Origin of the sequence: Mesorhizobium sp. ZC-5 (assembly GCF_025753855.1) — a bacterium.
In the GTDB taxonomy this organism is placed as follows: domain Bacteria; phylum Pseudomonadota; class Alphaproteobacteria; order Rhizobiales; family Rhizobiaceae; genus Neomesorhizobium.
This window is the reverse complement of sequence record NZ_JAOWPT010000002.1, coordinates 538,090-561,074: the sequence shown is the minus strand read 5'-3', so window position 1 is coordinate 561,074 and position 22,985 is coordinate 538,090. Positions and strand designations below refer to the sequence as shown.

Here is a 22,985-nt window from a genome sequence, read left to right as displayed (position 1 = left end):
TTCGCATGGTCCCCCTCCCCCGCTTCGCAGGGGAGGGGGACCGCCGGAGGCGGTGGAGGGGGCATGAGTGCAACCCATGTGAGGCGGGCGGGCTCATGACCACCCTCGACGCCATCACCCTTTCCGTTATCCAGGCGGCACTCCAGCAGGTCTGCGACGAGATGGACCTGACGTTCTCTCGGGCCGCGTTCTCGCCGGTGATCGCCGAAGCGAACGACCGCTCGGACGGCATCTATTCGGCCGAGGACGGCTCACTGATCGCACAAGGCGGCGGCGGCCTGCCGGTGTTCGTCGGCGTCATGCAATATTCGACCAAGACGCTGATCGAGATGATCCGCGACGGCAAATGCCTGCCGCCGGAACCAGGCGACATCTACATCGTCAACGATCCCTATCTCGGCGGCACGCATCTTATGGATGTGCGTTTCGTCATGCCGGTCTATCGCGGCGGCAAGATCTTCTGCTGGCTGTCCAACACCGGCCACTGGCCCGACATCGGCGGTTCGGTGCCGGGCGGCTTCTCGGCCTCGGCAACCGCGGTCGAGCAGGAGGGGCTCAGGCTGCCGCCGGTCAAGCTGTTCAAGAAAGACCGCCTCGATCCGGAAATCTACGCCATCATCTGCTCCAATATCCGCATCGCCGACCAGCGTATCGGCGACATCAAGGCGCAGGCCGCCGCACTGCTGGTCGGGCAGGACAGGCTCTTTGAAATCCTGGATCGTTACGGTGACGAAACTGTCGTTTCGGCCATTGCCGAACTGCGCAAGCGGGCGGCCGAACAGATGGCGGCGCATATTTCGGTGATCAAGGACGGCACCTACCGTTCGAAGGCCTTTGTCGATTCCGACGGGGTAGTCGACGCACCGCTGATCATCAACCTCGCCGTCGAGAAGAAGGGCGACACGCTCACCTTCGACTTCGCCGGTTCGAGCCCGCCCTGCGCAGGGCCGATGAACAGCGTGCTGGCGACGACCTTGTCCTCGATTTACCTCGCCATGCGCCATATTTTCCCGGATGTGCCGATCAGCGCCGGCGCCTTCGAGCCTTTGATCGTCAAGCGGCCGGAGGGCACCTTTCTCGACGCCAAATATCCCCGGCCCGTTTCAGGCTGTGCGGCGGAAGTCTCGCAGCGCATAGCCGAGGCGGTGTTCGCGGCCATGGTGCAGGCGCTGCCGGAAAAGGTGACGGCGGCACCCGCCGGCTCGAGCGGCAATTTCGCGCTTGGCGGCCATGATCCCGCACGGGGGCGAGATTTCGTCATGTACCAGATCTCCGGCGGTGGCTACGGCGGCAATTTTTCGCATGACGGGCTGACCAACGGCTGCTCGACCATCGGTATCTCCAAATCGCCGCCGGTCGAGGTGATGGAGCAGGCCTACCCGGTGCTGTACCGCCACTACGCGCTGCGCGAAGGTTCCGGCGGCGCCGGCGAACGGCGCGGCGGCTTCGGTCTGGCCTATGAGGTGGAATTGCTGCGCGGCGAGGCCCGTGCCTCCTTTGTCATGGACCACGGCCGTTTCGGCCCGCAAGGCGTGCTCGGCGGCGCCGACGGCGCGGTGAATACCGTCACCGTGTTCCGCGACGGCCAAGCGCATGTGCCGCCGCACCTCTCTAAGGAACAGGACATTCCGCTGCAGGCCGGAGACCGGGTTCGGGTGCGCACGCCAGGCGGCGGCGGCTATGGCGATCCGCGACGCCGTGACCCGGACCTGGTGCGGCGCGACATCCAGATGGGTTACTACACGGCCGAACAGGCGGCCGAATTGTTTGGCTTCAAGGCTGACTGACCGCCCAGCCCTGCGCCGCACAATAGTGAACGCTGTCATAAAACTCCCTGCCGATGTCGCATCTTTGCAGGCCAAGAAAACCGCGGCGGCAGAAAATCATGCAACAACAACAGGGGGCACTGCATGCGTATTCTCGGCTATCTCGCGCTCGCCGCTTCGGCCGCGGGCCTTCTGGCGCTCGCCGCCGGATCGGCTTCCGCTCAGGAGAAAAAACTGAAGCTCGGGACCGAGGGCGCCTATCCGCCCTTCAACTACGCAACGCCCGACGGCAAGCTCGCCGGCTTCGACATCGACATCGGCAACGCGCTGTGCGCCGAAATGAAGACCGAATGCGAATTTATCGTGCAGGATTTCGACGGCTCGATCCCGGCGCTGCAGGCCGGCAAGTTCGACGCCATCATCAACATCACCATCACGCCGGAGCGGGCGGAGAAGGTCGACTTCACCCATAAATATTACCAGACGCCGCCGGCCGTCGCGGTGCCGAAGGATTCGACGCTTGCCGGCGCTTCGCCGGAAGACCTGAAAGGCAAGACGCTGGGTGTCCAGACCAGCACTATCCATGCCAACTACGCCGAGGACAAATACAGCAGCTCGGAGGTCAAATCCTATCCGACCGGCGACGACGCCCGCACCGACATGGCCAATGGCCGCCTCGATGCGATGATGGACGGCTCGGTGATCCTGACCGAATGGCTGAAGACCGACGCCGGCGCCTGCTGCAAGCTGCTCGGCACGCTGAAGGCCGATCCGGCCGTTCATGGTCCGGGCGTCGGCATCGCGCTGCAGAAAGGCGACACCGAACTGGCAGCCAAGCTCGACGCGGCAATCGACGCGCTGCGCGCCAACGGCAAGTACAAGAAAATCAACGACAAATATTTCTCATTCGACGTCTACGGCGAATAGCCAAGCCAACGCCGATCCTATCCGGTCCGCTCTCGCCGAGCGGACCTTCACCCGCTTGAAATCCGAGAGGCCAAAAAATGCCGGAACGCAGATCGCCCTTCTATGCCAGCATCGTCGCCACGGGCGCAACGATGGGGCGGGTCGGCGGCGATTTCGTGTCGGCGAAGTTCTACACGGGCGTCGAGGAGGAGCATCTTAACACCCGCAGCCATGTCGGCATGCAGGACCTGAGCACCATGGGCAAGATGGACATCAAGGGTCCGGACGCCGAAGCGCTGGTCAACCATGTCATCGTCAACGACGCCGCGGCGATGCGCACCGGGCAGGTGCGCTATTCGACGGTCTGCCGCGAGGACGGCGGCATCATGGACGACCTCACCGTGTTCCGGCTCGGCGACGAACACTTCCTGATGGTGACCGGCTCGGTCAACCGGCTGAAGATGCGGCCCTGGCTGATGAAGCATGCCGAAGGGCGCAAGGCCTATGTGACGGACATCACCGCGGCGATCGCGTTCCCCACCATCCAGGGACCGCGCTCGCGCCAACTATTGCAATCGATCGTGACCGAGGCAGACCTCGCCGCGCTGAAGCGCTGGTCCTTCACGCATGGCATGATCGGCGAGACGCGGGTGATGATCTCGCGCACCGGCGTGACCGGCGAACTCGGCTTTGAGCTGTTCGTGCCGGCAGACGAGGCGGCGTCCGTGTGGCAGACGATCATGCGGGCCGGCGGCGATTTCGGGCTCAAACCTTATGGCGTGCTGGCGATGTTCACGCTCGGCCTGGAAAAGGCCTATCCGGCGCATGGCGTCGACATGGATGAAAGCCGCACGCCGTTCCATGTCGGGCTCGACCGCTGGATCCGTTTCGACAAGGGCGACTTCATCGGCCGCGAGGCGCTGCTGCGCATCCGCGACGCCGGTATCGACGAGTGCTGGACCGGGCTGGTGGTTGAAGGCGAGACGCCAGCCGCGACCGACGCGCGGGTGATGGCGGATGGCGAGGATGCCGGTTTCGTCACCTACAGCGACCATGGCTATTCGCTCGGCAAGGTGCTGGCGACCGCCCATCTGAAGCTGCCTTACACCGAACTCGGCACCGAGCTGACGATCGACATCGACGGCCAGCCGACTCGCGCGGTGGTGTCGCCGATGCCTTTCCTCGACCCGGAAGGCACGAGGTTGCGCGCCTGAACCGGCTCGTGGCAGGTTTCAGGACAGTTTCGCCAAAAGCTTGAGCATGGTCGCCGCCTCCTTCGAGGACAGCGGCGCCAGCGTTTCGTCGGTGATCGCCCGCGCCTTCGGGATCAGCGAGAGCACCGTATCGCGGCCCTGCGGGGTCAGGCTCACCATCAGGCGGCGCTTGTCGCCTTCATGTTTGGAGAGCGTGACGAGGCCGCGCGCCTTCAGCCGGTCGATGACCCCTTTCACCGTCGCCGCGTCCATGGCGATCGACTGGCCGAGCTGGTTCTGCGAGGTCTCGCCGATGTCGTGCAGCTTGGCGAGCGCGGCGAATTGCGGTGGCGTCAGATCGCCGATATGCGAGGCGAAGATGGACACGTGGCGCTGATGCGCCTTGCGCAACACGAAGCCGACCTGTTCCTGCAGATGATAGTCGCCGGCCTCCGGTGCGTCCTCGGCATCGACCAGCTTCAGCAGGTTTTCCTCGCCGCTCACCGGAGGCCGTCCCACGCCGTGATGCCGTCCGCCGTCAGTCCGCCCATGCGGTCATGGACCCGGCCGCCCACCGCCATGGCGAGCGCAAAGACGATCTCGTCGGGGCGTGGGCCGTCAACGGCGCAGACTGTCATGGCATCGAAATGACTGCGCACATAGGCGGCGTTGGTGTGGCCGAGCGGCACGTCGAGCGACGCGCCGAAGCCGCCGACCTTCATCGCCGACGGCACGATCGCCTTGGCGCCGCCCAGCCGCTCGCGCATCGCATAACCGCCCGGCACATGCCACAGCGCGGCATGCTCGATCTCGCCCGCGATGCCGACGATGGCGCCCTTGCCGTAAGAGTCGATTGCCTTGGGGTCCGCGCCCAATGCCTCGATCAGCCGGTCGGTCAGCAGGAGACCGAGCGGCTTCAGATCCTCCATCGCCGCCTGCAATTCCTCCACATAGTGGCCGGCGAACGGGTTCCTGACGACCGCCACCGCCGCCGCGCGCCGGCGAGGCTGCTTGGCGACAGGCCCGCCCTCGTGGAAAATCTCTTCGGTCAGCAACGCGATCTTGCGGATCGGAAAATCAGGCATGGGCGAGTATCCTCGTCGGTTGTTCTTCAGTTGCTGACGGCGCCAGCGGACCAATGGCGCGGCTTTCCCCTGCCAGGAAAATCGCGGCAGCAGCAATTTTGCCTTCGCGGCGCAGTGCCTCGGCAACGGTGACGCCGCTCTCCAGCGCCCTGGCGATTTCATCAGCCGTCAAGATCCCGACATTGGTCGTCACCAGCCGCTCGCCTAGATCGCTGTCCGGCGCCAGGCTGGAAGCGGACACCCGCGTGATCGCCGGGTGGCCAGGCAGGTCGACGGCGTTGGCGATGATCGTCGCGGCGGCATCCGCCTCGGCAGCAGTCCGCGCCAACACCGTCACCGCATCGGCGATGCCGAGTGAAAAGGAGCGGCCGCGCCAGCCGCTGGTGGCGATGCCGCGCACCGGGTCGGCGGTGCGGATCGTCAGCCGGTCGGCAAAACCATGTCCGGTGCCGGCAACGGCCGCGCTCATGGACTGGCCGTCAGCGAGATGCAGAGCGATGTCGCCACCATTGTTGACATAGGCCTTGTCCAGCACGTGCCCGTCGAGCAGCGCCGAAAGGATTTCGTCGGCGACCGAACCCGCCACCGCTGCCATGGGCGTGATGAAAGCCGGCACATGGAGGGAGACGGCCTTTTCCATGCGGTTGGCGGTCGGGCCGGCGAAGCTGCGCGGCATGCGCGTCGCCGCGCTGCGCAGTTCGGGAAGCTCCGCCACCAGTTCGCTCAGGATGGTCTGGAACCTCTCCACCGCCTGTGCGTAAGCCAGGCGCTTCTCCTCCGCCGCACCGAATGCTTCGACGATCAGATCGATCGGCCCGTGGTTGAGATGCAGCCGGCGGCCATCCGGCAGCCATGAAGCTTGCGGGCCGATCATTGCGATCCGCCTCGCCGCAGCTGCGCCAAAGGCGGCCACGGGTTGCGCGATGCCGCGGTGCTTTCGCGGCGTGCGTTCAGATATTCGCCGCCGCGCGCCAGCACATCCTCGACCGTGCGTATCTCGGCGGCGTGGCCGCCCAGCCGCTCGTAATCGTCACGCCTCAGCGTGAACTCGATCGGCGCGACCAGCGCCGGCGTCGGCACATAACCGAAGGCGTTTTCGGGGACACGCATAACGTCGACCATCAGCGTGATGCCGCCGCCCGGCCAGACATAAACCGGCGCCCCGCCCACCGTCACATAAGTCCTCAAGCCCTGCACCGACCGCGTCAGGTTGACCGGGTTCTCGACCACCCCGGCGCGCAGCGAGCCGCCGGCGCCGCCCATGAACAGCACCGTGCAGAGGGCCGGCTCGCAATTGTCCTCTATCAGCCCGACCGACTTGACGAGCCGTTCGGGGAACGGCTTTTCGACCGGCTTCAGATCGTCATCGAGTTCGTAATAGGCAAACTGCTCGCCGGTGGTGGAGACCATCAGCAGCGACAGGCCGGGGCGTGCGCCCTTCTTGGCATTCCAGTCGCCGAGGATCGACAATGGATCGCTGATCGTGGTGCCGCCCCAGCCGAGGCCTGGTTCGGACACCTTGAAATAGCGGCCTGGCGTCGAGCGGCGGCCGATGATCTTTATGCCTGTGTCTTCCCAGCCCAGCACCTTGCCGGCCTGGTGTTCCGAAACGACGCCGGTGATGTGGTCGTCGACCACCACCACCTCGTCGACCAACCCGCGCCATTGCGTGGCGAACATGCCGATGGTGGCCGAGCCGCAGCCGACCCGCATACGCTCTTCCTGCTTGCCGTCGATGACCGGGGCCTTGCCGGCCTCCACGATCACCGTCGCGCCGCCGTCGATGGAGAGTTCCACCGGCTTGCGGTTGCAAAGCTCGAGCATGGTGTCGCAGGTGACGCGGCCTTCGGATTTCGAACCGCCAGTCAGATGATGGACGCCGCCGAGCGACAGCATCTGCGAGCCGTATTCGGCGGTGGTGACGTGGCCGACCGCTTCGCCCTGCGCCCGCACGGTCGCGGTCTCCGGCCCAAGATGCCGGTCGGTGTCGATCTTCACCTTGACGCCGCAATAGGAGAAGATGCCCTCGGTGACAACGGTGACCAGATCGACGCCCTCGACCTCCTGGCTGACGATGAACGGCGCCGGCTTGTAGTCGGGATAGGTGGTGCCGGCGCCGATGGCTGTGACGAAGCGGCGGCCGGTGTTGACGAGTTCGCCGCTCCATTCCTCGCCGGCGTCGAAGGGCACCACCGCGCCGCCGGCTTCTTCCGCCTGGTGCAGGATGGTCAGCGGGTCCATACGCACAATGCGGCCGTCGACATTGCCGTAGCGGTCGCAGGCGCCGGTGCGGCCATCGGCGATGTAGCACATGACCGGGCAGGCATCGCAGCGGATTTTCTCACCGACCTGCCTGGCGCCAGCCTCATGCGTCTCGAAGCGTTCGGCGATCTCGCTCATGGCATTTTCTCCGCCGCCCTGATCGCCGCCAGCACGCGCGACGGGGTCGCCGGAATTTTCCGCACCAGCACGCCGGTGGCGTGGCGGATGGCGTTGAGGATCGCCGGCGCGGTCGGGATCAACACATGTTCGCCAAGCCCCTTGGCACCGAACGGCCCTTCCGGGTCGGCAACCTCGATCAGGATGGTTTCGATCGGCGGCACGTCGCCGATCGTCGGGATCAGGTAGTCGTGCAGATTCTCGGTGCGGCCCGGCACATATTCTTCCATCAGCGCCATGCCGATGCCTTGCGCGATGCCGCCCTCGATCTGGCCCTCCACCAGCATCGGGTTGATCGCCTTGCCGACGTCGTGGGCGGCGGTGATCTTGACCAGCTTCACGGTGCCCAGCTTCATGTCGACTTCGAGTTCGGCGATCTGCGCGCCATAACCATAGACCGCATAAGGCTTGCCCTGGCCCTTGGCGTCGAGCGGCGTGGTCGGTGGATCGTAGGTTTCCTGCGCGGCAAAGACAAAGCCGTCGCTGTCAGCAGCCATCGCCGCCAGGTCGACACGGCGCACCGCGTCGCCCTCGCGGATCGTCAAGGCGCCGGCTTCCAGTGAAAGCGTCGCCCTATCCGAGACGTTGGCAAAACGAAGAATCTGTTCGCGCAGTGCATGTCCTGCCTTTTCCGCGGCCTTGCCGGAAACGAAGGTCTGCCGCGACGCAGAGGTCTTGCCGGCGTCTGGCGTGATGCCGGTGTCGGCGCCACGCAGCCTGAAGCTTGCCAGCGGCAGGCCGAGCGCCTCGGAAGCGATCTGGCTGATCACGGTGTTCGAGCCCTGGCCGATGTCGACGGCGCCCTGGTGCAGGATCACCGTGGCGTCGGCTGCGATGCCAATCTTGATGGTCGATGGATTGGGCAGCGAGGTGTTGCCACAGCCATACCAGCAGGAGGCAACGCCGATGCCGCGTCGCCGATCTTCATTCGTGGAATTGAAGGCCACTGCGTCGGCCAGTGCCCGATCCCAATGCGGCTTCAGTGCGTCAAGGCAGTCGGCAATGCCGACGCCGCTTTCCAGAAGGTGGCCGGTCACCGTTTCGGAGCCGTTCCGAAGTGAATTCTCCATGCGAAACTCAAGGCGGTCGATGCCGAGGCTTTCGGCCAGTTCGTCATACAGCGTTTCCTGCATGATGGTCGCCTGCGGCACGCCGAAGCCGCGGAAGGCGCCGGAAATCGGCCCGTTGGTGTGGATCGCCCGCCCGGTCGCGCGATAGTTGGGCGTGACATACGGCCCGGAGGCATGCACCGGAACGCGGTTGGCGACGGTCGGTCCCCAACTCGCATAGGCGCCTGTGTTGAAGTCTCCCTCGAACACCATACCGGTGACGCGGCCGTTTGCGTCGGCGCCGATCGTCGCCGTCATCACCGCCGGATGGCGCTTGGTCGTCGACATCATCGATTCACCGCGCGTATAGGCGAGTGCGGCGGGACGGCCGGTCTTCAGCGCGACAAGCCCGATATAGGGCTGCAGCGAGATGTCGAGCTTGGACCCAAACCCCCCGCCGGTCGCGGTCGGCACGATGCGCACCTTTTCCGGCGTCAATCCGAGCAGCACCGCTACGTCGTCGCGATCCATGTATGGCGCCTGGGTGCAGGCGCGGATGACAAGCGTGTCGCCGTCCATCTCCGCCCAGCCTGCCTCCGGCTCAATATAAGCGTGCTCGACATAGACCGTTTCGATCGTACCGGATACGGAATGAGCGGCATGACGCAAGGCCTCTTCCGGATCGCCGCACTCGACGAAACCCTGGGTGAGGATGTTGCCGGGACGGCTGGCGTGGATGAGGTGGGCCGTCTTGGCACGCGCCTCGGCGGCCAACAACGCGTGTGGCAGTTCGGTCCAGGCGATCGGAAAATCCGAAAGGTCGAAGCCGGCGACCACGTCGCGCTCGCCGGCGATCACCGCCACCGCCTCGCCGCGGAAGCGGGCGACGCCTTCCGCCAGTGCCGGCTGGTCGGCGAAAGGCGGGATGACGCCGAAGCAGTTGCGGCCCGGAATGTCCTTGGCGGTGTAGACCGCGACGAGGCCCGGATGCGCGGCGACAAAACCATCTAGGTCGCCGAAGGTGAACGCGGCGTGCCAGTGGGGAGACCGCACCACCAGCACGGCCAAGGCATCGGCAGGAAACGTGTCGGCGCCGAACATGTCGGTGCCGGTAACTTTCGGCACCCCGTCGAGCCGGATAATGCGGGCGCCGACGGTGGGGATGGGGAGCGTGTCCCCCTCCCCCTTGTGGGGAGGGGTTAGGGGTGGGGGTACTAAGGGGCTGTTACCCCCACCCGCGCCTTCGGCGCGACCTCCCCACAAGGGGGAGGTGGAGGCAAATGCATGCGCGCCCATCACCGCCTGTACGATCTTGCGATACCCGGTGCAGCGGCAAAGCACACCGCCCAGCGCATCCTGCACCGCCGCTTCGTCGGGTTGTGGGTCGCGTTCGAGCAGCGCCGTCGCCGCAACCAGCAGGCCGGGGGTGCAGATGCCGCATTGCGCGGCACCATGTTCGAGGAAAGAGGCCTGCAACGCGGACAGGCTGCCATTGGCGAGGCCTTCCACCGTCCGGATCTTCTTGCCGGCGGCCGAGCCCGCCGGAACCAGGCAACCGCACACCGCCTCGCCGTCGATCAGCACCGTGCAGGCGCCGCAGTCGCCGGCGTCGCAGCCGACCTTGGTTCCGGTCAGCCGGAGTTCGTCGCGCAGCACCGAACTCAGCCGCGCCACCGGCGGAACCGAGACCGACACCGGGTTGCCGTTGACCTCGAAGCTGATCGTGGCGGTCGTCATGCCGCCACCGTTGCCGGTTGGCCGGCCGGAACGGCCTTCTCCAGCGCGGCCTCTATCACCCGGACCACGATCTCCCGCGCCGCAGCGCGGCGGTATTCGGTGCTGCCGCGGACATCGTCGATCGGCTGCAACCCACCCAGATGCCGGTCTTCGACGATATCAGGCGCACTTTGCGCCGATCTGCCGCGCAGTGCCGATTCCAGTGCATCGAGGCGTTGCGCCACCTCAGAACATGCACCGACTGAAATCGCGGCATCCTCGATCACGCCGTCGCGCACGACGATCCGCGCCGCGGCCATGGCGATGGAAATGACCAGATACCGGCGCGCACCAAGCTTGAAGAAGGACGACGACCCGGCGGTCGAAACTTTCGGCACGCGGATCGCCGTGACCATCTCGGCTGGCCGCAGCGCAGTGCGACGGTTGCCGAGAATGAATTGCCGCAGCGGCAGATGACGCACGCTGTCATGCGAGCTGACTTCGACCTCGGCGTCGAGGATCATCAGCGCCGGTACGCCGTCGGCAGCCGGCGAGGCGTTGCACAGATTGCCGACGACGGTGCCGGTGTTCTGGATCTGGATGGAACCGACCTCGCGCGCCGCCTCTTTCAACGCATCGAAGGCCGGCGGCAGTTCCCGCGCGACGATGTCGCTCCAGGTGGTGCGGGCGCCGACAATGATGTGAGCCGCGGTTTCCGAAACGTCGCGCAATTCGTCGAGGCCGTTGATGTCGAGCACGTTTTCCCGCAGCGGCCGGTTGCCGAGCGCCGGATAGAAGTCGGTGCCGCCGGCGAGCAAGCGCCACTGCCCCTCGCCGAGAAGGGCGAGCGCTTCGTTCACCGTCGTGGGTTTCGCGTAACGGATCACGCAATGCCTCCGGCAACGACATCCTGCCGAAATCGTTCGTATGCAAATGATATCAGCGCCGCCCGGCTTGTCAAAGCCGTCTTTTCGATTTCCGTGGAACGGAGCTTGCCGAGCGAAAGCTGTTGACGGCACGAGGCTTTTTCGGTGTGCTTTTCCCGGGCGCGACGTGCGCTGGCACCAACGAGGAAGAACCATGTCCGCCAAGGCACTGATCGTCATCGACGTGCAGAACGATTTCTGTCCGGGCGGCGCGCTGGCTGTTACCGGCGGCGACGAGGTGGTGCCGGTCATCAACGCGCTCGAGCAGGATTTCGAGCACGTCGTCCTGACCCAGGACTGGCACCCGCAGCACCATTCCAGCTTCGCATCCAGCCATCCGGGCAAGCAGGCTTTCGAGACGGTGACCATGCCTTACGGCGAGCAGACGCTGTGGCCCGACCATTGCATCCAGGGCTCCGGTGGGGCCGCGTTTCACCCGCATCTCAGCCGCACGAAATGCGAGTTGATCATCCGCAAGGGCTTCCGTCCCGCGATCGACAGCTACTCGGCATTTTTCGAGAATGACCACACGACGCCCACCGGACTTTCCGGCTATCTCGGCGAGCGGGGGATCAAGGAGATCACGCTGGCCGGGCTGGCGACCGATTATTGTGTCGCCTATTCGGCGCTCGATGCAGCGCGGCTCGGCTTCAAGACGACGGTGCGGCTCGATGCCTGCCGCGCCATCGACCTCGGCGGTTCGCTGGAAACGATGCTCGGCAGAATGAAAGAAGCAGGCGTGCGGCTGGTGTGACTATCCCACCCCGACATAGCGCTTCACCAGCCCCGGATCGGCGCGGAGTTTCTCGATATCCACGGTCTCGCGATTGCGGCCGTTCTCGATGAAGGTGACGCGGTCGGCAACCGAAAGCACCGCGTCGACACGCTGCTCGACCAGGATGGTGGAGACGCCGCGCTCGCGCAGTTGGCCGACAGTCTCGCGGATCTTCGCGATCATCGACGGCATCAGGCCTTCGGTGGGTTCGTCGAGAAGCAGTACTTCCGGCTCGAGACAAAGCGCCCGTGCCATGGCGAGCATCTGCTGCTCGCCGCCGGACAGCGTGCCCGACCGCTGCTTCAGCCGTTCGCGCAGAACCGGGAAAAGGTCGAGCACGCTATCGCGGGTCTGCGCGCCCTTGTTGCGCGTCATCAGCCCGATCTCGATGTTCTCGGCGACCGTGAGTTCGGCGAAAAGCCGCCGGCCCTGCGGCACATAGGCGACGCCTGCCTTCGGCACCTCGTGCGCGGGCAGCCTGGTGAGATCGCGATCGCCGAGCATGATCGAGCCCGCGCGCGCCGGGACCAGACCCATGATCGCTTTCAGGAGCGTCGTCTTGCCGGCGCCGTTGCGGCCGAGCAGGCACAGGACCTCGCCGTCGCGAAGCTCAAGCCCGATGCCATGCAGCACCGGAACTTCGCCGTAGGAACAGTCGAGGCCGGCGATGGTGAGCGCGTTACGCATCGGCCGGCGTCCCCAGATAGGCGTGTTGCACGTCGGCATTGGCGCGGATCTCTTCGGGTCCCCCTTCCGCCAGGATGCGGCCGGCATTGAAGACCGTGATGCGGTCGGCAACCGCCATGACCACCTGCATGTTGTGTTCGATCAGCAATATCGTCGTCTCGTCGGCGATGCCGCGCACCAGCGCCACGAAACCGTCGATCTCGCCGTCCGAAAGCCCTTGCGTCGGTTCGTCGAGGATCAGCAGGCGCGGCTTCAGCGCCAGCCCCATGGCAACCTCGAGAAGCCGCTGGTGTCCGTAGGACAGATTACCTGCCAGCACGTTCCGCCGGTCGGCGAGCCCGGTGCGTTCGAGCGCCTCCAGCACGCCGCGATGCAGGGCGGTGGCGCGTTTTTGCGGAGCGCGGTCCTGATGCCGGTCGATCAGCGCGCGCTGGACCGACAGCGCAACATTCTCGTAGGCGGTCAGGTTGGCGAAGATGCTGGTGATCTGGAACGTGTAAGCGATGCCGCGGCGAACGCGCTGAAACGCCGGCAGACCGGTGATGTCGTCGCCGTCGAAGACGATCGCTCCGCCCGATGGCTCGATACGACCGCAGACCAGGCTGACGAAGGTCGTCTTGCCGGCACCGTTGGGGCCGATGATGGCGCGTATTTCGCCAGGCACGACCTGGAAATCGACGTCCCGCACGGCATGCAGGCCGCCGAAACTGCGGCTGAGTTTCGTCGTCGTCAGCAACGGCGTCATGGCAGCCATCCGAGCCAGCGGTCGCGGATCGTGCCCAGCACGCCCTTCGGAAAGAACAGTACCAGCAGGATGAGCGCGAGTCCGACGATGAACAGATAGGCCGAAGTGAACGCGCTGGTGATGTCGACGATATAATACATAAACAGCGTGCCAAGGATAGGCCCGAGCGTGGTGGCGCCGCCGCCAAGCAGCACCCAGAGCAGCGGCAGGATGGAATACTGCACCGAGGCGAAGGTGGAGCCGACATAGCCGAACAAGATGGCGTAGGCAGCTCCCGCGGCGGCGCAGATGATTGCCGAGACGACGACGGCGACGAGCTTGTTGGCGAAGGCGTCGTAGCCGAGCATGCGCGTGCGCTCCTCGTTCTCGCGAATGGCGATCAGCACCCGGCCATGCGCGGAGCGCACGATCAGCAAGGTGACGATCAGCACGATCGAAAACAGCAACCATGCGGCCGTGTAGCGCGTCGCCGGCTGGGTCAGGTCGAAATACAGATTGCCGATGCTGACCTGCCGGAGCGGCTGGGCGATCACAAAACCCTCGTCGCCATGCGTCCAGTCGGCGAAATAGAGCGTGACGAGATAAAACACCTGGGCAAACATCATGGTGACGATCATGAAGGCGACGCCGGTCGTGCGCAGCGCCAAAAGCCCGATGACGAGGCCGAGCAGCGCGCCCACGGCGAGGCCGGCGCCGAAGGCCGGCAGCATGCTCCAGCCGAGATGCTCTATCGCAAGCCCGGCGCCGTATAGCCCGGCGGAAAAGAACATCGCGTGGCCGAGCGACAAAAGCCCGGTGTAGCCGAACAGCAGATTGTAGCCCATGGCGAAGACGGCGAGCACCATGACCCGCGCCAGCACGCCATGATGATATTCCGGCAGCACGAACTGCAGCAGGAATAGCCCGAGGATGACCGCGGCGTGCAGCGCATAGGTCGGCAAGGTGGCGCGGTCCCGGCTCATCGCGCCACTGTTCCGAACAGGCCCTGCGGCCGGAACACCAGCACCAGGGCGACAAGCAGGGTGGCGATCATCTTGGCTAGCGTCGGCGAGAAGAAGACGGAAATGATGCCGTCCGACAAACCGATCAGCACCGCCGCGACCACGGTGCCGCGCAACGACCCCAATCCGCCGATGATGACGACGATGAAGGACAAAAGCAGCGGGTCGAGGCCCATCAGGTAGTGCGCTTGCTGGATCGGCACGACGAGCACGGCGGCGACCGCAGCCAGCATCGCGCCCAGCGCGAACACGCCGGCATAGACGCGGTCGACCGGAATGCCGAAGGCCTGCGCGGTCTCGCGGTCGTATTGCGTGGCGCGCATGACCAGGCCGATCCTGGTCTTAGTCAGCACGAACCAGGCGGCGATCATCAGCAGGATCGAGGCACCTACGATCGACAGCTTGTAGCCGGAATAGCCGAACCACGGCAAAAGGATGCGATAGTTGAACGGCGGCTCCACAGGCCGCGCTTCCGGCCCGTAGAAGGTGAGCGCCGCCTGCTGGAGGATGTACAGCATGCCGATGGTGGCGACGATGGTGGCCTCGGGATTGTAATTGAGCCGGCGCAGCACCAGCCGCTCGGCGACCAGCGCGATGCCGCCGACGATCAGCGGGCTGACCACCAGCGCCAACAGGAAGCCGATTGCGGGATGGCCGCCGAGGGCCGTCGTGACGGCCCAGGCAAGCACAGCGCCAAGCATGAAGAACTCGCCATGCGCGACGTTGACAACGCGCATGACGCCGAACACCAGCGACAAGCCAAGCGCCGTCAGCGCCAGCACCGCCGCAGTGACGAGGCCTTCAAGCGTGGCCAGCAGGAGGTGGGGTCCGAAAGACATTCAGGAGCCGCTCTCGTCGTCGACGGGAGGCCACTGGCGGGAGGTGTGGACGAGCGCGACAATCGAAATTTTCTCGCCTCTAATCTCGTATACCATTCGATAGCTTGGATGGACGGTAAACTCGCGAAAGCCCGCGATCACGCTGGACCTGCCAGAGTAGGGAGATTGCGTCAGCAGCCTCGCCACGGCTCGAAAACGAAGGTCCATCTGGCGTGCAGCTTTGGGATTGTCCAATCCGATGTAACTGACAATGATTTTGCGATCTCGTTTTGCATCATCGGTCCAATCGAGCCTCACTCAGCAGCCTCGCGGCCCTTGGCTTCCAGTTCCGCGAGGAGCTGATCCATCTCGGCCTCGACCTGTTCGTTGGAGGAGACCTGCCCAGCCTCGATTTGCGCACGGGATTTCTCCACCTTCCTGCGCAGCCACTCAACATATTCGCGGTCCTGCTGAACGTAGTCCCGCATGAATTCACGGACGATCTGCGAGGCCGGGCGATCTTCTGCTTTGGCCGCCGCCATGAAGGCATCACGCAACTCAGGCTCGAGTTTCATCGTGAAGACAGCTTCCTTGGACATGGCATCACCCTTGTTGGTAATGACGTGGTATATATCACGTCATTACCTTTCTACCAAGCGACATGCCCTCACAGCGCCATCGTCGTGTAGTCGCCCTCGGGCTCGTAGAGACCGTCTTCGATCTTGGTCTTGTGCACCACCTTCAGCTTGCCGCCTTCCACCTTCGATATGTTCTGGATGCCGAAGCACTGGTGGATTTTGCCATTGAAGGTCTTGGCGCCCTGGGGGTGTTCTGGGCCTTCGGCGAATTCGGTCAGCGCTTCCGTCGCCTCGACCAGCTTGGCGCGGTCCTCCGGCCCCTTATAGCCGGCATCCTCCATCGCCTTCTTGACGACGTAGAGCGTTTCCCAGCAGCCGAACATATGGGCGGCGGTGGAGACGTCCTTCGGGTCGCCGACTGCCGCACCATTCTCGTCAATGCCGACGGCGGCGCGGTAGGCTTTCTGGGCCTCGCTGTCGTCAGCCTGGGCGTAGCGCGGCGAACCTTCCCAGAAATGGCTGCCGTCGAGGAATTCGAGGCCCGGGCTGTTGATGTCGACAGCCTCCAGCGAATCGATGAAGCCAAAAAGCTGCGGCCGGCTGGAGCCGTAGAATTCACCCAGTTCCTTGACGAAGGTCAGCACGGCCGGCCCCACCATCACATGATAGATGACCTCGGTTTCCGCCGGGATCTGCGGAAAATATTTGGTGAACGAGCTTTCCGTCGGCGGAATGGCGATCTGCGCGATCACCTCGGCGCCCTGCGCCTTCAATGCCGGCGGCAGGTAATCGCGATGGTCGTGGCCGAAGGCAAAATCGGGGAAGATCATGGTGACCTTCTTGCCGACATTGCCGGCGACCCACGGCGCCATCGCCTGGATCTGGCTCTTCACGTCGGTGATGCCGGGCTGGAAGACATAACGGTTGAGCTTGGTGGAGGCGACGTGGTGGCCTTCGCTGACGACGTAGTACGGGATTTTCAGCTCGCCGGCTGTCGGCGCCGAGCCGATCACCACATGCGAGAACAGCGTGCCGAAGACAATGTCGGTCTTGTGCTGGGTGGCGAACTTGCCGACCACCTCGGCGCCGCGCTTCGGGTCGGTGCCATCATCCTCGACGACGATCTCGATCGGCCGGCCGGCGATGCCGCCGGCATCGTTGATCGCCTTCACCGCCGCGTTGGTTGTCTTCTCGTACCAGCGGCCATAGGCGGCACCGATGCCGGTGCGGTGCGCCTGGAAGCCGATCTTGATCGGCGCGGAAGACTGCGCCTGCGCGTAACGCACGTAGCCCGGTGCGAGCGCCAGGCCGGTGGCGGCGCCAAGACCCTTGATGGCCGTCCGGCGTGAAATCTTTCCGTTGAGAAAGCCTTTGCTGTCGCGATTTCCAGTCATGCCGGTTCCCCTCTTTTAGCGATCTGACCGAATTTTCTGCGTATGGCGCCTGCTTGGCAGGCGGTCGAAAAATTGCATGTGTACAAACTAAATCATCAATCAAAACCTGTGGCAACAGAAACTCCCGCAACGTCATCCGGCGGTTGGCGTGGACAGCAGCCAGAGGCCGAAAACCGTGTAGATGACCATCAGCAGCGTCAGCGGCGCCTGGCTCAGCGCCGCTTGCCTGGACGACGGATGCAACCGTGCCGCGAGCAGATGCGCGATCAGCACGGCAAGCACGTGTCCGGCGATGATCGCGCCGGCCTGCAGGTTCCACAGCACCCGAGCCGAGCCCGCGCCCGCGACAACGCCGGGCGCCACCGGCATGTAGGCGGTGCCGAACAGGTTCCAGCCGAGGGAGAAAGGATCGGAGAGCGCGACGAGTGCGTATTGCCCGTTGACGACCAGCGCCGTCAGGTAGTGCGAGAAGTGATAGGCGAGTGCGATGGGCACGATCGACCAGACCAGCAGGCCGGCTGACGCCAAAAACTTGCCTCTACCACTCGCCAGCCGCTCGCCCACATAAACCGACAGCAGGAACGCCGCCGACAAGACGACGAAGGTCGAGAGCAACCCCGTCGTGTTGATCCCGATCAGTGCCGACCGGCCGGGAAACTCGAGCGGGTTGATTCCGTTCGTCCCGAGCCAGAAAAACGTCTTCGACAGGCCGTCGAAGGAAACCGAGGCAAGCGCCAGCAGCAGAAACAGCACGCCGCTCAGCGGGAGCGGCGCGGCCTTCTGCAGTTTCGCACCCGGCCAGCAAAGGCTGAGCCGCCGGGATGAGCCTGCGGCCGGTGCCAGTTCGACGATACCGAGACGCGCGATCATGCCGAAAAACACCGACAGGCATTCGCCGCGCCGGCTCCAACTTTCGTAACCGAACACCAGCATGCAAAGGAAGTTGAACAGCCAGTACAGGGCAACCGCCCATGCGAGGCGCGCCGGATCGTCAGGCGCGGGATAGATCAGTTCGAACCAGGCAAAGCCGAAGAACAGAACCCCCGCCGGCCAGTAACCGATGGCTGCCGGCAGTTCTCTGTTTTGTGCTCCAGCAGCTCTCTCGATCAACCACATCGGTCCATGCCACGGGTTGATCCAGGCCCAGAGATTGCCGAACAGGCCCTGCATCAATGTCAGCCCGACCCATAGCAGCGTCCACACCGTCAGCGGCAGCGGGTTGGAAAGCGGGTCGCGGCTGCCTAGAAATCCGGCCGCGACGAGCACGGCGAGAAACAGGAACGACGCCAGACTGACCGCTGCGCGCGCGCCGGTACCAATGCGAAACAGCGGGATGCGTTGCGCCGCCAGGCGGCCGAGCAGGTTGTCCGGTAACACCGCCAGCACCAGGAAACTTACGGCCACCGCGATGGCGCCGCCGGTCAGATAATAGCCCGTCGGCAGCAAAAGCACGTGGCCGCGGTCGGACGCATGGGCCAGCGCCTCGCCGGCCGACACCGCCAACAAGGCGAAGGCGAGGGGCAGCGCCGGGAACTTCATCTGCCGGCTACTTCCTGGCGCGTTCAGACAAGGACGGGCTGCTCGACGCGCGCATCCGCTTCGCCGAAAAGCTTCAGATAGCGCTCGATCTCGCGTTTGTCGCCCGTCGCCTTGGCCGGATTGTCCGAGAGCTTCACGGCCGGACGGCCATTCGCCTCGGTCACCTTGCAGACCAGCGAGATGGCGTTCAGGTCGTCGGTCTCGACCGGCGCGCAATCCTCGAAATCATTGGTCAGGTTGGTGCCCCAGCCGAAGGCCATGCGCACCTTGCCGCGGAAGTGGCGGTAGGTTTCCTCGATGGTGTCAACGTCGAGCCCGTCCGAGAAGATCAGCAGCTTGTCCTTGGGGTTCTTGCCCTTGTCGCGCCACCATTTGATGATGCGTTCGCCACCCTCGATCGGCGGTGCGCTATCCGGCCTGAAGCCGGTCCAGTCGGCCACCCAGTCCGGCGCGTCGCGCAGGAAGGACGCAGTGCCGAAGGCATCGGGCAGCACGATCAGGAGGTTGCCGCCATAATAGCGCTGCCAGTCCTGCAACACCTTGTAGGGCGAGCGCAGCAATTCGTCGTCGGTCTTCGACAACGCGGCCAGCACCATCGGCAGCTCATGCGCGTTGGTGCCAAGCGCTTCGAGGTCGGTGTCCATTGCGAGTTTCACGTTCGAGGTACCCGTGAACGCGTCGCCGATGCCTTCCTTCAGCGCCTCGACGCACCAGCGCTGCCAGAGGAAGGAATGCCGCCGCCTTGTACCGAAATCGGAAATGCGGATATCGGGCAGGGCGCGCAACCTTTCGGTTTTCGCCCACATCTTGGCTTTGGCGCGCGCATAAAGAACGTCGAGGCCGAACGGGCCGAAACTTTTCATCGCGGCGCGCGAGCGCAACTCGTTGATGATTGCCAGCGCCGGGATTTCCCACATGGACGTGTACATCCAAGGGCCGGGAAACTCGAGCTCGTACTGGCCATTGCGCTTGTGCAGCTCGTATTCCGGCAGCCGGAAGTCGGCCAGCCAGGCAAGGAATTCCGGCTCGAAAATCTGCTTGCGGCCGTAGAAGGTGTTGCCGCCCAGCCAGATCATCTCTTTCTTGGAAAAGCGCAGCGTGCGAGCATGATCGAGCTGGTCACGCAGCTCCTGTTCATCGATCTCGTCGGCGAGCCGCACGGAGGTGGCGCGATTAATGAGGGAAAACGTGGCGTCGACCTTGGGGTACATGCCCCAGATCATCTGCAGCATCAAAAGCTTGTAGAAATCCGTGTCGAGCAGGGAGCGCACGATCGGATCGAGCTTCCAGGTGTGGTTGTAGACGCGCCGCGCGATGTCGGTCTTTGCCATGTCGACTTTCCGTCTCCCGAAACCACGTTTGCGGCAGGCGTCACGCCGCCTCCCATTCGGCGTATAGCATCGAAATCGGGATGGCGCTCCCGTTTGCGACGCCTGGCATGACCGATTTTCGACCAGATGACTCACCCCACCGGATCGCGTTCCCGGCAGGACGGTTCACCAGGCCGTTCAATCGATGTCGAACGAGACGCCCTGCGCCAGAGGCAATGCCTTGGAATAGTTCACGGTGTTGGTGGCGCGGCGCATATAGGCCTTCCAGGCGTCCGAACCGCTCTCGCGGCCGCCGCCGGTCTCCTTCTCGCCGCCGAAGGCACCGCCGATCTCAGCCCCGGAGGTGCCTATGTTGACGTTGGCGATACCGCAGTCGGAGCCATCGACCGACAGGAAACGCTCGGCCTCCTGCAGATCGAGCGTGAAGATCGACGACGACAGCCCGGCGCCGACCGCGTTGTGGTCGGCGATGGCCGCATCCAAATCCCTGTATTTCATGACGTAGAGGATCGGCGCGAAGGTCTCCTCACTCACCGGTCCGGCCTGCTTCGGCATCTCGACCAGCGCCGGTTTGACGTAGTAGGCGGCGGGATGGCCGTTTTCCACGCGCTTGCCGCCGGTGACCTTGCCGCCATGCTTCTCGGCTTCGCCGAGTGCCTTCTGCATGCCGTCGAACGCCGCCTTGTCGATCAGCGGGCCGACCAGCGCGGAAGTCTCCAGCGGGCTGCCGACCGAGACGCTCTCGTAAGCCTTCTTCAGGCGTGGCACGATGGTGTCGTAGACGCTCTCATGCACAAACAGCCGGCGCAAGGTCGTGCAGCGCTGGCCGGCGGTGCCCATGGCGCCGAAGGCGATCGCCCGCACAGCCATGTCGAGATCGGCCGATGGCGTGACGATGCCGGCATTGTTGCCGCCGAGTTCGAGGATAGCGCGGGCAAAACGCTTGGCGAGCCGCGGGCCGACATCGCGGCCCATGCGGGTCGAACCGGTGGCCGAAACCAGCGGCACCTTCGGGTGATCGACCAGCACCTCGCCGACGGCGCGGTCGCCGATCAGCACCTTCACCAGCCCGTCCGGCGCGTCGGCTCCAAACCGCTTGGCAGCCTTCTTGAAGATCGCATCGCAGGCAAGCGCGGTCAGCGTGGTCTTCTCCGACGGCTTCCACACAACCGAATTGCCGCAGACCAGCGCCAGCGCCGCATTCCACGACCACACGGCGACCGGGAAGTTGAAGGCCGAGATGACGCCGATGACTCCGAGCGGATGCCAGGTTTCCATCATGCGATGGCCGGGGCGCTCGGTGGCAATGGTCAGGCCGTACAATTGACGCGAAAGGCCGACCGCGAAATCACAGATGTCGATCATCTCCTGCACTTCGCCAAGCCCCTCGGAGGGGATCTTACCGGCCTCGATCGACACCAGGCGGCCGAGATCCGCCTTGTGGGCGCGCAATTCCTCGCCGAGCAGCCGCACCAGTTCGCCGCGCTTCGGCGCCGGCACCAGCCGCCAGGCGCGGAACACCTCGTCGGCTTCCTCGATGGCCTTCGCCGCCCCGGTCGCCGATGTCTCAGCCACCTCGGCGATCTTCTCGCCCGTCACCGGGCTGAAGGCCGCCATGCCGCCCGCCTTGAAAACATTCTCCGCGACCCCGAGCTTGGACAACAGGGAGCGGGTTTCCTTCACAACGTCCACCGGCTTTGCTGCAATGTTCATCGCGTCCATCCTTGCGTTCAGAAATTCAAATGGCCGTTCCAGGGGAGGATTCTTGGCCTCCCGACGGCGAAGAGAGTGCATTTAACCCAAAAGGCGGGCGTTGCAATCTCCATCTGGCCGCAGATTAGCATGCCAGATGGCGTCCATGGCGTGGATTCACCAGGCCGCGCGATAGATGGCGAGCGCATCGGCCTCGGAAACGGTACGCGGATTGTTGACCAGAAGCCGCGTCTGCTTCATCGCGTCGGCCGCCATCTTCGGCAGATGCTCCTCGCCGATTTTCACGTCGCGCAACCGCGTCTGCAGGCCGAGTTTCTTCGACAGGTCGGCAAGTTCCTCGATAAAGGCCGCGCAGCGGCCTTGCGTGCCTTCCTCGCGCGCCAGGGCCGGAAACGCGTCGGCGGCGATTTCGGCATAAAGATGTGCCGCCTCCGGCATGTTGAAGCGCAGCACGTGCTGCAGCACCAGCGCGTTGGAAAGCCCGTGCGGCACATGGAACGTGCCGCCGATCGGATAGGCCAGCGCATGGACGGCGGCGACCGGCGAGTTGGCGAACGCCTGGCCGGCCAGCATCGAGCCGAGCAGCATGGCGCCCCGCGCCTCGATGTTCCTGCCGTCGAAAACGGCGGTCTCGATGTTGGCGCCGAGCAGGCTGAGCGCCTGCTTTGCCAGCATCTTCGATAGCGGATTGTTGTTGGCGCTTTTCGAGGCGTAGGCCTCGATAGCATGCACCATCGCGTCCACGCCGGTCGCCGCGGTGATCGCCGGCGGCAGGCCGAGCGTCAACTCCGGGTCCAGCAGGGCGACGTCCGGCAGGATCACCGCCGAGGAGACGCCGCGCTTTTCCTCCTCGCCGACTGTGATGATCGACACCGGGGTGACCTCGGAGCCGGTACCGGCGGTCGTCGGCACCAGCACCAGCGGCAGGCGCGGCCCCTTCGCATTGGCGACGCCCCATGCGCCTTCGAGATCCTCGCCGGAGCCGAGTAGCAGCGCCGCCAGCTTCGCCACATCGAGCGACGAGCCGCCCCCGAAACCCACCACGCCGGTGGCCCCGGCTGAACGGCCCGTCTCGACGGCTTTCATCAGGGTGGCGAGAGAGGGGTCGGCTTCCACTGTATCGAAGACGGCAACGTCGTGGCCCGCTTCTCCCAGCGAGGCCAGCACGGGATCGCAGAGGCCAAGGCGGCGCAAGCCCGGATCGGTGACGAACAGCACATTCTTGCCGATCTTCCTGCCGGCGATCTCTCCGAGACGGCGCGATGAACCGGGCTCCAACACGATCGAAGCGGTGGTGTTGAAGGTGAAAGGGTTCATCATGGCT

21 protein-coding genes are annotated in these 22,985 nt (G+C 64.7%); 4 read left to right on the top strand and 17 right to left on the bottom strand.

Annotation, left to right across the window (positions count from 1 at the left end; genetic code table 11):
• Positions 1-95: 95 nt before the first annotated feature.
• From OHD58_RS05960 to OHD58_RS05950, 3 genes are all read left to right on the top strand, one after another.
• Entirely contained in the window at positions 96-1,787 is a 1,692-nt protein-coding gene (locus OHD58_RS05960) for a hydantoinase B/oxoprolinase family protein (protein WP_263802143.1), read from the top strand.
• A gap of 123 nt (positions 1,788-1,910) precedes the next feature.
• Positions 1,911-2,693: an ABC transporter substrate-binding protein gene (locus tag OHD58_RS05955; RefSeq protein WP_263802142.1), complete on the top strand. Its 783-nt coding sequence runs from the start codon at positions 1,911-1,913 to the stop codon at positions 2,691-2,693.
• Between the two features lie 77 nt (positions 2,694-2,770).
• On the top strand, positions 2,771-3,886 hold the full coding sequence (locus OHD58_RS05950) for an aminomethyltransferase family protein (protein ID WP_263802141.1): 1,116 nt from the start codon (positions 2,771-2,773) through the stop codon (positions 3,884-3,886).
• 18 nt (positions 3,887-3,904) lie between these two features.
• Here the strand turns inward: OHD58_RS05950 and OHD58_RS05945 are convergent, their stop codons facing one another.
• Genes OHD58_RS05945 through OHD58_RS05920 form a run of 6 tightly spaced genes read right to left on the bottom strand, consistent with a single transcriptional unit; the run spans position 3,905 to position 11,041 of the window.
• Entirely contained in the window at positions 3,905-4,369 is a 465-nt protein-coding gene (locus OHD58_RS05945; protein WP_263802140.1) for a MarR family winged helix-turn-helix transcriptional regulator, read from the bottom strand.
• Positions 4,366-4,950, bottom strand: coding sequence for an amino acid synthesis family protein (locus OHD58_RS05940; protein WP_263802139.1), 585 nt, complete (start codon positions 4,948-4,950; stop codon positions 4,366-4,368). The genes OHD58_RS05945 and OHD58_RS05940 overlap by 4 nt, the downstream gene beginning before the upstream one ends.
• Positions 4,943-5,824 carry a UPF0280 family protein gene (locus OHD58_RS05935; protein ID WP_263802138.1) on the bottom strand — a complete coding sequence of 294 codons (882 nt, stop codon included), beginning with the start codon at positions 5,822-5,824 and terminating at the stop codon, positions 4,943-4,945. The genes OHD58_RS05940 and OHD58_RS05935 overlap by 8 nt, the downstream gene beginning before the upstream one ends.
• Positions 5,821-7,350 carry a 6-hydroxynicotinate reductase gene (locus tag OHD58_RS05930; protein ID WP_263802136.1) on the bottom strand — a complete coding sequence of 510 codons (1,530 nt, stop codon included), beginning with the start codon at positions 7,348-7,350 and terminating at the stop codon, positions 5,821-5,823. The genes OHD58_RS05935 and OHD58_RS05930 overlap by 4 nt, the downstream gene beginning before the upstream one ends.
• A complete protein-coding gene (locus OHD58_RS05925) occupies positions 7,347-10,175 on the bottom strand; it encodes a molybdopterin-dependent oxidoreductase (protein WP_263802135.1) in 2,829 nt (942 codons plus the stop codon). The genes OHD58_RS05930 and OHD58_RS05925 overlap by 4 nt, the downstream gene beginning before the upstream one ends.
• Complete coding sequence (locus OHD58_RS05920) at positions 10,172-11,041, bottom strand: FAD binding domain-containing protein (RefSeq protein WP_263802134.1); 870 nt, start codon at positions 11,039-11,041, stop codon at positions 10,172-10,174. Before OHD58_RS05920 ends, OHD58_RS05925 begins: the two co-directional genes overlap by 4 nt.
• A 193-nt stretch (positions 11,042-11,234) precedes the next feature.
• Between OHD58_RS05920 and pncA the strand changes: the two genes are divergently transcribed.
• The gene (gene pncA / locus OHD58_RS05915) at positions 11,235-11,834 is read left to right on the top strand and encodes a bifunctional nicotinamidase/pyrazinamidase (RefSeq protein WP_263802133.1); all 600 of its coding nucleotides are present in this window, start codon (positions 11,235-11,237) and stop codon (positions 11,832-11,834) included.
• Here pncA and OHD58_RS05910 read toward each other — a convergent pair whose 3' ends face one another.
• The 11 genes from OHD58_RS05910 to OHD58_RS05865 form a co-directional block, all read right to left on the bottom strand.
• Positions 11,835-12,542 (bottom strand): ABC transporter ATP-binding protein, encoded by a 708-nt coding sequence (locus OHD58_RS05910; protein WP_263802132.1) that lies wholly within the window; start codon positions 12,540-12,542, stop codon positions 11,835-11,837.
• A complete protein-coding gene (locus tag OHD58_RS05905) occupies positions 12,535-13,287 on the bottom strand; it encodes an ABC transporter ATP-binding protein (protein WP_263802131.1) in 753 nt (250 codons plus the stop codon). The genes OHD58_RS05910 and OHD58_RS05905 overlap by 8 nt, the downstream gene beginning before the upstream one ends.
• Positions 13,284-14,249, bottom strand: coding sequence for a branched-chain amino acid ABC transporter permease (locus OHD58_RS05900; RefSeq protein WP_263802130.1), 966 nt, complete (start codon positions 14,247-14,249; stop codon positions 13,284-13,286). The genes OHD58_RS05905 and OHD58_RS05900 overlap by 4 nt, the downstream gene beginning before the upstream one ends.
• The gene (locus tag OHD58_RS05895) at positions 14,246-15,127 is read right to left on the bottom strand and encodes a branched-chain amino acid ABC transporter permease (RefSeq protein WP_263802129.1); all 882 of its coding nucleotides are present in this window, start codon (positions 15,125-15,127) and stop codon (positions 14,246-14,248) included. Before OHD58_RS05895 ends, OHD58_RS05900 begins: the two co-directional genes overlap by 4 nt.
• A complete protein-coding gene (locus OHD58_RS30690) occupies positions 15,128-15,424 on the bottom strand; it encodes a type II toxin-antitoxin system RelE/ParE family toxin (RefSeq protein ID WP_412177164.1) in 297 nt (98 codons plus the stop codon).
• Entirely contained in the window at positions 15,421-15,705 is a 285-nt protein-coding gene (locus OHD58_RS05890) for an antitoxin of toxin-antitoxin stability system (RefSeq protein WP_263802128.1), read from the bottom strand. Before OHD58_RS05890 ends, OHD58_RS30690 begins: the two co-directional genes overlap by 4 nt.
• A 68-nt stretch (positions 15,706-15,773) precedes the next feature.
• Positions 15,774-17,078: an ABC transporter substrate-binding protein gene (locus OHD58_RS05885; protein WP_263802127.1), complete on the bottom strand. Its 1,305-nt coding sequence runs from the start codon at positions 17,076-17,078 to the stop codon at positions 15,774-15,776.
• Positions 17,079-17,210: 132 nt separating this feature from the next.
• Entirely contained in the window at positions 17,211-18,617 is a 1,407-nt protein-coding gene (locus OHD58_RS05880; RefSeq protein WP_263802126.1) for a hypothetical protein, read from the bottom strand.
• A 23-nt stretch (positions 18,618-18,640) separates the two neighbouring features.
• The gene (gene pncB, locus OHD58_RS05875; RefSeq protein ID WP_263802125.1) at positions 18,641-19,948 is read right to left on the bottom strand and encodes a nicotinate phosphoribosyltransferase; all 1,308 of its coding nucleotides are present in this window, start codon (positions 19,946-19,948) and stop codon (positions 18,641-18,643) included.
• A gap of 177 nt (positions 19,949-20,125) precedes the next feature.
• Entirely contained in the window at positions 20,126-21,661 is a 1,536-nt protein-coding gene (locus tag OHD58_RS05870; RefSeq protein WP_263802124.1) for an aldehyde dehydrogenase family protein, read from the bottom strand.
• Between the two features lie 156 nt (positions 21,662-21,817).
• Positions 21,818-22,978, bottom strand: coding sequence for an iron-containing alcohol dehydrogenase (locus OHD58_RS05865; RefSeq protein WP_263802123.1), 1,161 nt, complete (start codon positions 22,976-22,978; stop codon positions 21,818-21,820).
• Between the last annotated feature and the right edge of the window lie 7 nt (positions 22,979-22,985).

Excerpts from the sequence above, each read along its gene's own strand:
- OHD58_RS05940 (WP_263802139.1), bottom strand. The coding sequence starts at position 4,950 with ATGCCTGATTTTCCGATCCGCAAGATCGCGTTGCTGACCGAAGAGATT.
- OHD58_RS05950 (WP_263802141.1), top strand. The coding sequence starts at position 2,771 with ATGCCGGAACGCAGATCGCCCTTCTATGCCAGCATCGTCGCCACGGGC.
- OHD58_RS05890 (WP_263802128.1), bottom strand. The coding sequence starts at position 15,705 with ATGTCCAAGGAAGCTGTCTTCACGATGAAACTCGAGCCTGAGTTGCGT.
- OHD58_RS05885 (WP_263802127.1), bottom strand. The coding sequence starts at position 17,078 with ATGACTGGAAATCGCGACAGCAAAGGCTTTCTCAACGGAAAGATTTCA.
- OHD58_RS05880 (WP_263802126.1), bottom strand. The coding sequence starts at position 18,617 with ATGAAGTTCCCGGCGCTGCCCCTCGCCTTCGCCTTGTTGGCGGTGTCG.
- OHD58_RS05865 (WP_263802123.1), bottom strand. The coding sequence starts at position 22,978 with ATGAACCCTTTCACCTTCAACACCACCGCTTCGATCGTGTTGGAGCCC.
- OHD58_RS05960 (WP_263802143.1), top strand. The coding sequence starts at position 96 with ATGACCACCCTCGACGCCATCACCCTTTCCGTTATCCAGGCGGCACTC.
- OHD58_RS05910 (WP_263802132.1), bottom strand. The coding sequence starts at position 12,542 with ATGCGTAACGCGCTCACCATCGCCGGCCTCGACTGTTCCTACGGCGAA.
- OHD58_RS05930 (WP_263802136.1), bottom strand. The coding sequence starts at position 7,350 with ATGAGCGAGATCGCCGAACGCTTCGAGACGCATGAGGCTGGCGCCAGG.
- OHD58_RS05900 (WP_263802130.1), bottom strand. The coding sequence starts at position 14,249 with ATGAGCCGGGACCGCGCCACCTTGCCGACCTATGCGCTGCACGCCGCG.
- OHD58_RS05870 (WP_263802124.1), bottom strand. The coding sequence starts at position 21,661 with ATGAACATTGCAGCAAAGCCGGTGGACGTTGTGAAGGAAACCCGCTCC.
- OHD58_RS05955 (WP_263802142.1), top strand. The coding sequence starts at position 1,911 with ATGCGTATTCTCGGCTATCTCGCGCTCGCCGCTTCGGCCGCGGGCCTT.
- OHD58_RS05905 (WP_263802131.1), bottom strand. The coding sequence starts at position 13,287 with ATGACGCCGTTGCTGACGACGACGAAACTCAGCCGCAGTTTCGGCGGC.
- pncA (WP_263802133.1), top strand. The coding sequence starts at position 11,235 with ATGTCCGCCAAGGCACTGATCGTCATCGACGTGCAGAACGATTTCTGT.
- pncB (WP_263802125.1), bottom strand. The coding sequence starts at position 19,948 with ATGGCAAAGACCGACATCGCGCGGCGCGTCTACAACCACACCTGGAAG.
- OHD58_RS05925 (WP_263802135.1), bottom strand. The coding sequence starts at position 10,175 with ATGACGACCGCCACGATCAGCTTCGAGGTCAACGGCAACCCGGTGTCG.
- OHD58_RS05895 (WP_263802129.1), bottom strand. The coding sequence starts at position 15,127 with ATGTCTTTCGGACCCCACCTCCTGCTGGCCACGCTTGAAGGCCTCGTC.
- OHD58_RS05935 (WP_263802138.1), bottom strand. The coding sequence starts at position 5,824 with ATGATCGGCCCGCAAGCTTCATGGCTGCCGGATGGCCGCCGGCTGCAT.